This window comes from Pseudomonas sp. G2-4, assembly GCF_030064125.1.
Classification (GTDB): domain Bacteria; phylum Pseudomonadota; class Gammaproteobacteria; order Pseudomonadales; family Pseudomonadaceae; genus Aquipseudomonas.
The window spans coordinates 2,297,948-2,309,494 of the sequence record NZ_CP125957.1 but is presented as its reverse complement, the minus strand read 5'-3'; the positions used below and the strand labels follow the sequence as shown (position 1 = coordinate 2,309,494).

Sequence of the window (11,547 nt, the reverse complement as noted above, 5' to 3'; positions counted from 1 at the left end):
CGCCAGAAGGATCAGTGAGCGACACCGGCTGCGCCGTATTCATCGATGAGGTGGCCGCTGGTGAAACGCGCCAAGCTGAAGGGTTCGGCCAGCGGGTGCAGTTGATCGTGGGCAATGGTGTGCGCGAACACGTGGCCCGAGCCTGGGGTCGCCTTGAAGCCACCGGTGCCCCAGCCGCCATTGACGTACAAGCCCCTGACTTCGGTCTTGCTGATGATCGGGCATGAGTCCGGTGAGACATCGACGATGCCACCCCACTGGCGATTCATACGTACGCGACTGAAGCACGGGAACATTTCGATGATGGCCTGGGCGGCGTGTTCGATGATGTGTGGGCTGCCGCGCTGCGAGTAACCGTTGTAGGGGTCCAAGCCGGCGCCGATAACCAGATCACCCTTGTCGGATTGGCTGATGTATCCGTGCACGGCGTTGGACATGACCACAGTGTCGAGCACTGGCTTCATCGGCTCGGACACGAACGCCTGCAATGGGTGACTGCTGATGGGCAAGCGCACGCCAGCCTTGCGAGCCATGACCGAGGTATGGCCGGCGACCACTAACGCCACCTTGTCGGCCTTGATCTCGCCGCGGCTGGTGAGCACCCCCTTGACCACGCCGTCCTCGCGCTCGATGTCCAGTACTTCGCAGCCCTGGATGATGTCGACGCCATACTGTGCGGCGGCACGGGCGAAGCCCCAGACGACTGCATCGTGACGGGCGGTACCGCCGCGCGCCTGATAGGCCGCACCCATGATCGGGTAGCGGGCCTTAGAGCTCAAGTTCAGGTACGGAATACGATCGCGTAAGTCGGCTGGGGAGATGATCTCGGCATCTACTCCGCTCAAGACGTTTGCGTTGACGCGGCGTTCCAAGTCGCGCATCTCCTGTAGGCTGTGGCCGAGGGAGTAAATGCCGCGCTGGCTGAACATGACGTTGTAGTTGATATCTTGGGTCAGCCCCTCCCACAACTTCAGGGAATGCTCGTAGAGTTTGGAGGACTCTCCCCACAGGTAGTTGGAGCGGATCAGGGTGGTGTTACGCCCCGCGTTGCCGCCGCCGATGTAACCTTTTTCCAGTACCGCAACATTGCGCACACCATGATTTTTCGCCAAGTAATAGGCTGTCGCCAGACCGTGCCCCCCACCACCGACGATGACCACGTCGTAACGACGCTTGGGAGAGGCGTCCGGCCAGGTTTCAGGCCAATTCTGATGGTTGGACAAGCCTTCTTTGAACAAGCGCCAAGCTGAATAGTGCATAGCCTTCCCAGGAAGAAAGTACCCGAACAAGGGAACGTAGTCATTCCACACTTGATGGGTCAGCTGATTTGACCGATGGTCCAGTCACGCTTTCAACGGCTGGATAACCCCGGGTTTCAGGGCTAATATTGCCGTTCCACCCCTTGACCCACAATGGATTTGTCGGAACAGATAGATTCCATTATGGAATCATAATGACCCGCCAATAACAGCCCTCGACGGTACCCGATGAAGACCAACTTCCCTCACTTGCCGCCCTTGAATTCGTTGATATTTTTCGAGGCGGCCGCGCGCTACAAGAACTTCACTAAGACCGCAGACGAGCTGTGCATCACTCAGAGCGCGGTGAGCAAACAGATAAGCATGTTGGAGGAAAGTCTGGGATTCGAGTTATTTCGCCGTGAGGGGCGGTCACTGCTATTAACAGATGCAGGAAAGGAGTTTCACAGCGACGTGAATGGCATACTGCAGCAGTTGGGAGACAGCGTTAAACGCATCCGCAACTGGGCCAACAACCAGAGTGTGACTGTTACCTGTACGCAGTCGGTATCCTACTATTGGCTATTTCCTCGGATCGCGCGCTTTAATATCCAGTACCCGGATATCACCATCAACATCTACGCCACCAACGAAATCTCCGAAACCTCATGCCACCGCTTTGACTTGGGCATATTGAACAGTGACGGGCACTGGCGTACACAGCTGCACACACATCATCTGTTCGAGGAAGAAATCTATCCAATCTGCCGACATGACTATCCGGTCAAAGGACTGTTGACCCCCGAACAGTTATTGGAGCAGAAACTGGTGCATTTGGACCCGTCTACTTGGCCGTGGCCAACCTGGATCGATTGGTTTTCTAATTTTGGCCTGAAGTACGAGATCCCCAAGAACGCCCAGCTATTCAACCAGGTAACCCTTGCCATCAATGCGATGCAGCACGGCATGGGCATAGGCCAGGGATGGGTGCATATGACAGAATCTATGTTGCAAAACGGTGAAATTCGGCGCATCAGCGAGTACTCTCATAAGCCGGGTTTCGACGACCACCTGGTGTATTCCAAGAGCAAGCCGCTGTCGCAGTCAGGCCTGATATTTCGTGACTGGTTGCTTGAGGATGCTGAACGTAGCAAGCGAGCGGCCACCTAAACAAGCGCATTATATGTACCATAAGCTGCCTTACGATCGAATGGGCAACAAGTGTGAGTGCGGAATCCATTTTCGCGACCGGGCGATCTCCACGGCCTCTTTGAGGATTTCTGCTTTCATCGTTTTTTGCCCAGCGTACGTTTCAGTTCACGGATCTGCTTAAGTGCATCGCTGCGGAGCGGGTGAGGAAAAACGCCCTAATCGCCCGAAAATAGGGCGTTTGGCAAGGCTATCTGACATGCGAAAAAGCGGAGAAAAGGAGAGAAATATCAGACAGGATTGGTGCCAAAGGCAGCGCGAAAAAGGGCCAAAAGCGGCGTGAACTCACACTAGCTCACACGAAGCTACCTAGATCCAGAATATCCGTGGGAGTAAATGTGGGAGTATTTTTTCAGACATGAAAAAGCCCAACCGGCGAAGATTGGGCTAACTCATTGAAGTATATGGTCGGGACGGAGTGATTCGAACACTCGACCCCTAGCACCCCATGCTAGTGCGCTACCGGACTGCGCTACGCCCCGACTAGGCGTGAATCTTGTTCCGTCTCTCAACGGAACGCTCAGGAATATATCGCAAGCTTTTGAAAACTGGAAGATTTAAAAGCAGAAATTTTATTTCTTGAGCACCACCAGTACATCTTCAAGCTCGGCGATCATCTGGCGGATCATTTGTTTGTACTGGGTTGTGTCGTCTTTGGCTTCATCACCAGAGAGGCGCAGGCGTGCGCCGCCGATGGTGAACCCCTGATCGTACAGCAGCGCGCGGATCTGCCGGATCATCAGCACGTCTTGGCGCTGATAATACCGGCGGTTTCCGCGGCGCTTGACCGGGTTGAGTTGAGGAAACTCCTGCTCCCAATAGCGCAGCACGTGCGGTTTTACCGCACACAGCTCGCTGACTTCACCGATGGTGAAGTAGCGTTTGCCCGGGATGACGGGTAGTTCGTCGTTATGACTTGGTTCCAGCATAAGCCTCAACTCGGGCCTTCAACTTCTGCCCTGGACGAAAGGTGACCACACGGCGAGCCGTGATCGGGATTTCTTCTCCCGTTTTCGGATTGCGGCCAGGCCGCTGGCGTTTGTCCCGAAGGTCGAAATTGCCGAAACCGGACAATTTGACCTGCTCGTTGTCTTCCAGAGCGTGCCTGATTTCTTCAAAAAACAGTTCGACCAATTCTTTGGCCTCCCGTTTATTCAGGCCCAACTCCTCATACAGACGTTCCGCCATCTCAGCTTTCGTCAGAGCCCCCATACGTCACTTCCTTAACGTGGCGTTCAACCTGTTTTCGAGCGAGGTGAGGATGTTTTGCGTTGCGGTATTCACCTCATCGTCATTAAGAGTGCGCGATGGATGCTGCCAGGTCAAGCCGACTGCAAGGCTTTTTCTATGCGGATCAATGCCTTTACCCTGATACACGTCAAATAGCCTGAGGTCCGTGAGCCATTCGCCTGCATTTTCACGGATTACGTCCAGCACAGCGCTGGATGCAACGTCGCGATCAGCGAGCAACGCAAGGTCTCGACGCACTTCAGGAAAGCGCGATAACTCCTGGAATTTCGGCATTTTTCCCAGGGCGACTTCAGCCAGAACCAGCTCGAAAACGAAGACCGGACGATCAAGGCCCAGGGTTTTCGACAATTCAGGGTGAATGGCACCAACATAACCGACTTCACGCCCGTCTCGCTCGATCCGCGCGGTCTGTCCTGGGTGCAGCGCTGGATGCTTGCCCGGCACGAAAGTGAACGCGTCGAGCGCACCGGCGAAGCCGAGCACCGCTTCCACGTCAGCCTTGACGTCGAAGAAATCGACGACATCGCGACCTTGTGCCCAGCCTTCCGGCAGGCGGCTGCCGCAGACAACACCGGCGAGCATCGGCTCTTGCTTCAAGCCGTCCAGTTGACCGACGAAGCGCAGGCCGCTCTCGAACAGACGCACGCGATCCTGCTGACGGTTCAGGTTGTGCTGCAGCGACTTGACCAGGCCCGGCCACAGGGACGAGCGCATGGCCGCCATGTCATTGGAGATCGGGTTGGCCAGCAACAGCGGCGCGACACCTGGGTTGAACAGCTCGAACTGGCGCGGATCGATGAAGCTGTAGGTGATCGCTTCCTGATACCCACGGGCCACCAGCAGGCGGCGCAGTTCCGGCAGGTCGCTACGGGCTTCAGCCTTGGCCTGTGGGGCCAGGCGAGCTTGCGGGTAGCGAACCGGCAGGCGGTTGTAGCCGTACAGGCGGGCCAGCTCTTCGATCAGGTCGACTTCCAGGCTGATGTCGAAGCGATGACTTGGCACTTCGACACGCCATTGCCCTGCTCCGTCAGCGCTGATCCCCAGGCCAAGGGCACTGAGCAGGCGCTCGACTTCGGCGGCATCCATTTCCATGCCCAGCATCTGGGTGATGCGCTGGGCACGCAGGGTAATGGGTGCAATCTTCGGCAGATGCTGTTCGCTGACGGTTTCGATGATCGGGCCGGCTTCGCCGCCTGTGATGTCCAGCAGCAGGCCAGTAGCGCGCTCCATGGCTTCACGGGCCAGTTGCCAGTCCACGCCACGCTCGTAACGGTGCGAAGCATCGGTGTGCAGGCCATAGGAGCGGGCCTTGCCAGCGACCGCAATCTGGTCGAAGAACGCGCTTTCAAGGAAGACATCGCGGGTCGTGGTGGAGACACCGCTGTGCTCGCCCCCCATCACGCCGGCAATCGCCAGTGCCCGGGAGTGGTCGGCGATTACCAGCGTATCGCTGCGCAGGGCCACTTCCTGGCCGTCGAGCAGGACCAGCTTCTCGCCCTCCTCGGCCATGCGCACGCGGATGCCGCCGTTGATTTCGGCGAGATCGAACGCATGCAGTGGTTGACCCAGCTCCAGCATTACATAGTTGGTGATGTCGACGGCGGCGTCGATGCTGCGCACGTCGGCGCGGCGCAGGCGTTCGACCATCCACAGCGGCGTCGGCTTCGACAAATCGACGTTACGGATCACGCGGCCCAGGTAGCGCGGGCACGCGGCCGGAGCGAGGACTTCCACCGAACGCACTTCATCATGCACAGCCGGCACGGTCGCGACCACAGGACGCGTCACGGCAGCGGCATACAGCGCGCCAACCTCACGGGCCAGACCAGCCAGGGACAAGCAGTCGCCACGGTTCGGCGTCAGGTCGACCTCGATGCTCGCATCGTCCAGGCCCAGGTACTCACGGATGTCCTGGCCCACCGGCGCATCAGCCGGCAGCTCCATCAGGCCATCGTTGCCTTCGCCGACCTGCAGTTCGGCCTGGGAGCACAACATGCCATTGGACTCGACGCCACGCAGCTTGGCTTTCTTGATCTTGAAGTCGCCCGGCAGCTCGGCACCGATCATGGCGAACGGGATCTTCAGGCCCGGGCGCACGTTGGGTGCGCCGCAGACCACCTGGAAGGTCTCCGCGCCATTGCTGACCTGGCACACCCGCAACTTATCGGCATCCGGGTGCTGCTCGGTGCTCAGCACCTCGCCCACCACCACACCACTGAATTCACCAGCGGCCAGCGTTACGCTATCGACCTCAAGTCCGGCCATCGACAGGCGAGCAACCAGCTCGTCCCGGCTTACCTGCGGGCTTACCCAGCCGCGCAGCCATTGTTCACTGAATTTCATCCTGCTCTCCTAATAGATTCGTTACGGGCCTGCGACCTAGCGAAATTGCGCAAGGAACCGCAAGTCGTTGTCGAAGAACAGGCGCAAGTCATTCACACCGTAACGCAGCATGGCCAGGCGCTCGACGCCCATGCCGAAAGCAAAACCCGAGAATTCTTCCGGATCGATCCCGGACATACGCAGCACGTTCGGGTGAACCATGCCGCAGCCCATGACTTCCAGCCAGCCCGTCTGCTTGCAGACGCGGCAGCCTTTACCGCTGCACATCACGCATTCCATGTCGACTTCAGCGGATGGCTCGGTGAATGGGAAGTACGAAGGGCGGAAACGCACCGCCAGTTCTTTTTCGAAGAACACCCGCAGGAACTCTTCGATCGTGCCTTTCAGGTCGGCGAAATTGATGTCGCGATCAACCAGCAGGCCTTCGACCTGGTGGAACATCGGCGAGTGGGTAATATCGGAGTCGCTACGGTACACACGGCCTGGGCAGACGATGCGGATCGGCGGCTGTTGCGATTCCATGGTGCGGACCTGTACCGGCGAGGTATGGGTGCGCAACAGCATGTTCGCATTGAAATAGAAGGTGTCGTGCATCGACCGGGCCGGGTGATGGCCTGGGATGTTGAGCGCCTCGAAGTTGTGATAGTCGTCTTCGACCTCAGGGCCTTCGGCAATGCCGTAGCCGATGTGGGTGAAGAACTGCTCGATGCGCTCCAGCGTCCGGGTAACCGGATGCAGGCCGCCGGAAGTCTGGCCACGGCCAGGCAGGGTCACGTCAATGGACTCGGCGGCGAGTTTGGCAGCCAGATCCGCCTCCTCGAACAACGCCTTGCGCGCATTCAGGACTTCTGTGACACGTTCCTTGGCATCGTTGATCAGCGCCCCGACTTTCGGACGCTCCTCGGCCGGCAGGTTCCCCAGGGTCTTCATCACCTGGGTCAACTCGCCCTTCTTGCCAAGGTACAGAACCCGGATTTGCTCCAGGGCATTGATATCTTCAGCGCTTTGCACAGCCTCTAGTGCTTGAGCGACCAGCGCATCCAGGTTTTCCATGTACAGACTCCAGATACAAAATAGGGGAAGAGCTTTAAGGCTCTTCCCCTATTTATGACGTTTAACACCCGAGCCCACAGAGGTGGGCCCTGGTGACTGTCGGGGGTACTTAAGCCAAGGTGGCTTTAGCTTTCTCGACAATCGCAGCAAACGCCGCTTTTTCGTTCACTGCCAGATCAGCCAGAACCTTACGGTCGATCTCGATGGACGCTTTTTTCAGGCCAGCGATGAAACGGCTGTAGGACAGACCGTTAACACGAGCACCAGCATTGATACGAGCGATCCACAGAGCGCGGAACTGACGTTTTTTCTGACGACGGTCACGGTAGGCGTATTGGCCTGCCTTGATTACCGCTTGCTTGGCAACACGGAATACGCGGGAACGCGCGCCGTAGTAGCCTTTAGCAAGTTTCAGAATTTTTTTGTGACGCTTACGGGCAATGACGCCACGCTTTACACGAGCCATGAGTTACTTCCTCTATTCCAGATCCAAAAATTAACGAAGGCGCAGCATGCGCTCGACTTTTGCCACGTCAGACGGATGCAGCAAGCTGCTACCGCGCAGTTGACGCTTACGCTTGGTCGACATTTTGGTCAGGATGTGGCTCTTGAAAGCGTGCTTGTGCTTGATACCGTTAGCAGTTTTCAGAAACCGCTTAGCAGCACCACTTTTGGTTTTCATCTTTGGCATGTTCGGATACTCCGCATTCAGTTGATAAACATAATCGCAAGGCCTGCCGTGCCCTGTTGATTACTTCTTCTTTTTCGGGGCGATGACCATGATCAGCTGGCGTCCTTCCATCTTAGGATGCTGTTCGACCGAACCGTACTCGAGCAGGTCTTGTTCAACCCGCTTGAGGAGTTCCATCCCCAGCTCCTGGTGGGCCATCTCACGGCCGCGGAATCGCAAGGATACCTTGGCCCTGTCCCCATCACTCAGGAAACGTACCAGGTTGCGCAGTTTTACCTGGTAATCCCCTTCCTCCGTCCCTGGACGAAACTTGATTTCTTTAACCTGGATCTGCTTCTGGTTCTTCTTGGCTGCGGCAACCTGCTTCTTCTTCTCGAAGATCGATTTGCCGTAGTCCATCAGCTTGCAGACAGGAGGTACAGCATCGGCGGAAATCTCCACCAAATCGAGCTTGGCTTCTTCAGCCTTAAGAAGCGCGTCTTCAATTGACACAATCCCAAGCTGCTCACCCTCAGCCCCAATTAACCGAACCTCGCGTGCCGAGATATTCTCGTTGATCGGGGCTTTCGGTGCAGCTCGTTTATCTTGTCTCATTTCACGCTTAATAGTAATTACTCCAAATCTGGGCGACCACGCCGGGAAACCGCTTGCGCGAGAAACTCAGCAAATTCGGCGACGGGCATCGAGCCCAGGTCAGCACCTTCACGAGTACGCACAGCGACAGTCTGCATCTCGACCTCCCGATCTCCGATAACCAAGAGAAAGGGAACCTTGAGCAAAGTATGCTCGCGGATTTTAAAGCCGATCTTTTCATTTCTCAAGTCGGACTTGGCACGAAATCCGCTTTGATTGAGAGTTTTTTCGACTTCGGCGGCAAAATCTGCCTGTTTATCAGTGATATTCATGATCACTGCCTGGGTCGGTGCCAGCCACGCGGGGAACGCACCCTCGTAGTGTTCGATCAGGATCCCGACGAAACGCTCGAAGGAACCGAGGATCGCGCGGTGAAGCATGACCGGGTGCTTGCGGCTGTTGTCTTCGGACACGTATTCGGCGCCCAGACGGATCGGCAGGTTGAAATCGAGCTGCAAGGTACCACATTGCCACACGCGACCGAGGCAATCTTTCAGCGAGAATTCAATCTTCGGACCGTAGAAAGCCCCCTCGCCCGGCTGCAGGTCGTACGCAAGGCCCGCGCTATCAAGGGCAGCGGCCAGGGCTGCTTCGGCGCGATCCCACAGCTCGTCGGAGCCAACACGCTTTTCCGGACGAGTGGACAGCTTCATTTCGACTTCGGTGAAGCCGAAGTCGCGATAGACGTCCATGGTCAGCTTGATGAAGGCGGCGGATTCGGCCTGCATCTGCTCTTCGGTACAGAAAATGTGCGCATCGTCCTGGGTAAACGCACGCACGCGCATGATGCCGTGCAGCGCACCCGAAGGCTCGTTGCGGTGGCAGGCACCGAACTCGGCCAGGCGCATCGGCAGCTCGCGGTAGCTTTTCAGGCCCTGGTTGAACACCTGCACGTGGCAAGGGCAGTTCATCGGCTTGATGGCGTAGTCGCGGTTTTCCGACTGGGTGGTGAACATGTTGTCGGCGTAGTTGGCCCAGTGCCCGGATTTCTCCCACAGGCTGCGGTCCACCACTTGCGGCGTCTTGATCTCGAGGTAGCCGTTTTCACGCTGGACCTGGCGCATGTACTGCTCGAGCACCTGGTACAGGGTCCAGCCGTTCGGGTGCCAGAACACCATGCCCGGGGACTCTTCCTGGGTGTGGAACAGGCCCAGGCGCTTGCCGATCTTGCGGTGATCGCGCTTCTCGGCTTCCTCGATCCGCTGGATGTAGGCCGCCAGTTGCTTCTTGTCGGCCCAGGCAGTGCCATAGACGCGCTGCAGCTGCTCGTTCTTGGCATCGCCACGCCAGTAGGCGCCGGACAGCTTGGTCAGCTTGAAGGATTTCAGGAAACGCGTGTTCGGCACGTGCGGGCCACGGCACATGTCGACGTATTCTTCGTGGTAATACAGGCCCATGGCCTGCTCGTCCGGCATGTCTTCCACCAGACGCAGCTTGTAGTCTTCGCCACGGGCCTTGAACACTTCGATGACTTCGGCGCGCGGGGTGACTTTCTTGATGACGTCGTAATCTTTCTCGATCAGCTGCTGCATGCGCTGTTCGATGGCGGCCATGTCGTCCGGCGTGAAAGGCCGCTCGAAGGCGATGTCGTAATAGAAGCCTTCATCAATGACCGGCCCGATGACCATCTTCGCGCTCGGGTACAGTTGCTTGACGGCGTGGCCGACCAGGTGCGCGCAAGAGTGGCGAATGATCTCCAGCCCCTCTTCATCCTTGGGCGTGATGATTTGCAGCGTGGCGTCGCTGTCGATGACGTCACTGGCGTCGACCAATTTACCGTTGACCTTGCCGGCCAGGGTGGCCTTGGCCAGCCCCGCGCCGATGGATGCGGCGACCTCGGCTACGGAAACCGGGTGATCGAATGAACGTTGACTGCCGTCGGGAAGAGTAATAGTTGGCATGGCGCCTCCTCTCCTAGTGGTGACCCCTACCAAAGGTCACGTGGGTTGGGATGAGCCAGTACAAGATCCAGTCCAGGCCATTCAATGACGAACGCCTGCCTTACAGCGGCAGGAGCCTTGCGGCCAACCGGGGAAACCGAACCAGAGTGACTGGGATTCAAATCAGGGTTATTCGAACATTTGCCGCTGCCGGGACGTGTCGTCCTGGGAAGCCTGAAAATACCCGAGCCCGGCATGCTAGCACGGATGAACGGTCATCGCCGCATCCGGATTCAAGCGCGCGTAAATCCAGGCTTTTTATGCCAGAGTGCTGAACTGAAGCGAGCGCAACGCCTCAGATAACAAGACATTGACCCGAAAGGAGCATCTTCGCATGCGTCTGAATACATTTTTCGCCGTAGTCGCCCCCCTTGCCCTGCTGCTTCCGCTGACCGCCCACGCCGACTGGCCCAAGGGTGAGCGCGACAAATACATGGCCCAGTGCACCCAGGCGGCGACGCCCCAGATCGGCGCGGCGGCGGCCAAAGCCCATTGCGCTTGTGGCGCCGATGCAATCAAGTCCTACCCAGCCAAGGACATCCAGGCCCTGATGGACAATAAGGCAAGCGAGGATCTGCAGCGAAAGGCGCTGACTCAAATCTCCGCGTGCAAGGCCAACCCCGACGCTAAAAAACAGTGATGGGCCGAGGCGATTGCCGCCGTTGCACCCCCTGAAAAGCCCCTGAAAAGGGCTTTTTCAAACAATTTTTGCAGGTTCTACAGCTTTTTTTATCGTCTTTACGTTCGGCTGAAAGCCTTTAAAACCGGGCCTTCCAGCGGGACAAGCGGGTAAAGAAAACACGACTGATTGGCAAACAGTGCGTCCGGGGGGCTCCCAAATCGAACATTTCGACTATGATACCCGGGTGTGCCCAGTTGGCCTGAGCAGCACAGTACACTGAAAATATATGTTTCTTGGAGATACACCATGTCTAATCGCCAAACCGGCACCGTTAAATGGTTCAACGATGAAAAAGGCTTCGGCTTCATCACTCCTCAAGGTGGCGGTGACGACCTGTTCGTACACTTCAAAGCTATCGAAAGCGACGGTTTCAAAAGCCTGAAAGAAGGCCAGACCGTTTCCTTCGTGGCTGAGAAAGGCCAAAAGGGTATGCAAGCTGCACAAGTCCGCGCAGAGTAATTTTCTGCCGCACTAAAAAACCCCGTCCATGTGACGGGGTTTTTTATG

General features: G+C 57.3%; 12 protein-coding genes, 1 tRNA gene and 1 pseudogene. 3 read left to right on the top strand and 11 right to left on the bottom strand.

Annotated elements, in window-relative coordinates; all coding sequences use genetic code 11:
- Positions 1–11 precede the first annotated feature (11 nt).
- Positions 12–1,259 (bottom strand): sarcosine oxidase subunit beta family protein, encoded by a 1,248-nt coding sequence (locus QNH97_RS10470; RefSeq protein ID WP_283556730.1) that lies wholly within the window; start codon positions 1,257–1,259, stop codon positions 12–14.
- Between the two features lie 228 nt (positions 1,260–1,487).
- Between QNH97_RS10470 and QNH97_RS10465 the strand changes: the two genes are divergently transcribed.
- Complete coding sequence (locus tag QNH97_RS10465; protein ID WP_283556729.1) at positions 1,488–2,408, top strand: LysR substrate-binding domain-containing protein; 921 nt, start codon at positions 1,488–1,490, stop codon at positions 2,406–2,408.
- Positions 2,409–2,453: 45 nt separating this feature from the next.
- Here the strand turns inward: QNH97_RS10465 and QNH97_RS10460 are convergent.
- The 10 genes and pseudogenes from QNH97_RS10460 to thrS all read right to left on the bottom strand — a co-directional run.
- Positions 2,454–2,575: pseudogene (locus tag QNH97_RS10460) on the bottom strand (IS3 family transposase); the annotation flags it as partial.
- Positions 2,576–2,852: 277 nt separating this feature from the next.
- Positions 2,853–2,929 (bottom strand) — tRNA-Pro (locus QNH97_RS10455).
- Positions 2,930–3,019: 90 nt separating this feature from the next.
- Complete coding sequence (locus QNH97_RS10450) at positions 3,020–3,376, bottom strand: MerR family transcriptional regulator (protein ID WP_003179985.1); 357 nt, start codon at positions 3,374–3,376, stop codon at positions 3,020–3,022.
- The gene (gene ihfA, locus QNH97_RS10445; RefSeq protein WP_002553164.1) at positions 3,357–3,659 is read right to left on the bottom strand and encodes an integration host factor subunit alpha; all 303 of its coding nucleotides are present in this window, start codon (positions 3,657–3,659) and stop codon (positions 3,357–3,359) included. The genes QNH97_RS10450 and ihfA overlap by 20 nt, the downstream gene beginning before the upstream one ends.
- A gap of 3 nt (positions 3,660–3,662) precedes the next feature.
- Positions 3,663–6,041, bottom strand: coding sequence for a phenylalanine--tRNA ligase subunit beta (gene pheT, locus QNH97_RS10440; RefSeq protein ID WP_283556728.1), 2,379 nt, complete (start codon positions 6,039–6,041; stop codon positions 3,663–3,665).
- A 36-nt stretch (positions 6,042–6,077) separates the two neighbouring features.
- A complete protein-coding gene (pheS, locus tag QNH97_RS10435; protein ID WP_283556727.1) occupies positions 6,078–7,094 on the bottom strand; it encodes a phenylalanine--tRNA ligase subunit alpha in 1,017 nt (338 codons plus the stop codon).
- A 109-nt stretch (positions 7,095–7,203) separates the two neighbouring features.
- Entirely contained in the window at positions 7,204–7,560 is a 357-nt protein-coding gene (gene rplT, locus QNH97_RS10430) for a 50S ribosomal protein L20 (RefSeq protein WP_002553161.1), read from the bottom strand.
- A 30-nt stretch (positions 7,561–7,590) separates the two neighbouring features.
- The gene (gene rpmI / locus QNH97_RS10425) at positions 7,591–7,785 is read right to left on the bottom strand and encodes a 50S ribosomal protein L35 (RefSeq protein ID WP_002553160.1); all 195 of its coding nucleotides are present in this window, start codon (positions 7,783–7,785) and stop codon (positions 7,591–7,593) included.
- Between the two features lie 60 nt (positions 7,786–7,845).
- Positions 7,846–8,397, bottom strand: coding sequence for a translation initiation factor IF-3 (infC, locus tag QNH97_RS10420; RefSeq protein WP_283557457.1), 552 nt, complete (start codon positions 8,395–8,397; stop codon positions 7,846–7,848).
- Positions 8,397–10,319 (bottom strand): threonine--tRNA ligase, encoded by a 1,923-nt coding sequence (gene thrS, locus QNH97_RS10415; RefSeq protein ID WP_014337550.1) that lies wholly within the window; start codon positions 10,317–10,319, stop codon positions 8,397–8,399. The genes infC and thrS overlap by 1 nt, the downstream gene beginning before the upstream one ends.
- Positions 10,320–10,692: 373 nt before the next feature.
- Here thrS and QNH97_RS10410 point away from each other — a divergent pair, with 373 nt between their 5' ends.
- Both QNH97_RS10410 and QNH97_RS10405 read left to right on the top strand, forming a co-directional pair.
- Positions 10,693–10,998: a hypothetical protein gene (locus QNH97_RS10410; RefSeq protein WP_283556726.1), complete on the top strand. Its 306-nt coding sequence runs from the start codon at positions 10,693–10,695 to the stop codon at positions 10,996–10,998.
- Between the two features lie 288 nt (positions 10,999–11,286).
- A complete protein-coding gene (locus QNH97_RS10405; protein WP_007905882.1) occupies positions 11,287–11,499 on the top strand; it encodes a cold-shock protein in 213 nt (70 codons plus the stop codon).
- Positions 11,500–11,547 lie beyond the last annotated feature (48 nt).

Bases quoted from the DNA above. Each gene is read 5' to 3' on its own strand.
- QNH97_RS10470 (WP_283556730.1), bottom strand. From the start codon at position 1,259: ATGCACTATTCAGCTTGGCGCTTGTTCAAAGAAGGCTTGTCCAACCAT.
- QNH97_RS10465 (WP_283556729.1), top strand. From the start codon at position 1,488: ATGAAGACCAACTTCCCTCACTTGCCGCCCTTGAATTCGTTGATATTT.
- QNH97_RS10450 (WP_003179985.1), bottom strand. From the start codon at position 3,376: ATGCTGGAACCAAGTCATAACGACGAACTACCCGTCATCCCGGGCAAA.
- ihfA (WP_002553164.1), bottom strand. From the start codon at position 3,659: ATGGGGGCTCTGACGAAAGCTGAGATGGCGGAACGTCTGTATGAGGAG.
- pheT (WP_283556728.1), bottom strand. From the start codon at position 6,041: ATGAAATTCAGTGAACAATGGCTGCGCGGCTGGGTAAGCCCGCAGGTA.
- pheS (WP_283556727.1), bottom strand. From the start codon at position 7,094: ATGGAAAACCTGGATGCGCTGGTCGCTCAAGCACTAGAGGCTGTGCAA.
- rplT (WP_002553161.1), bottom strand. From the start codon at position 7,560: ATGGCTCGTGTAAAGCGTGGCGTCATTGCCCGTAAGCGTCACAAAAAA.
- rpmI (WP_002553160.1), bottom strand. From the start codon at position 7,785: ATGCCAAAGATGAAAACCAAAAGTGGTGCTGCTAAGCGGTTTCTGAAA.
- thrS (WP_014337550.1), bottom strand. From the start codon at position 10,319: ATGCCAACTATTACTCTTCCCGACGGCAGTCAACGTTCATTCGATCAC.
- QNH97_RS10410 (WP_283556726.1), top strand. From the start codon at position 10,693: ATGCGTCTGAATACATTTTTCGCCGTAGTCGCCCCCCTTGCCCTGCTG.
- QNH97_RS10405 (WP_007905882.1), top strand. From the start codon at position 11,287: ATGTCTAATCGCCAAACCGGCACCGTTAAATGGTTCAACGATGAAAAA.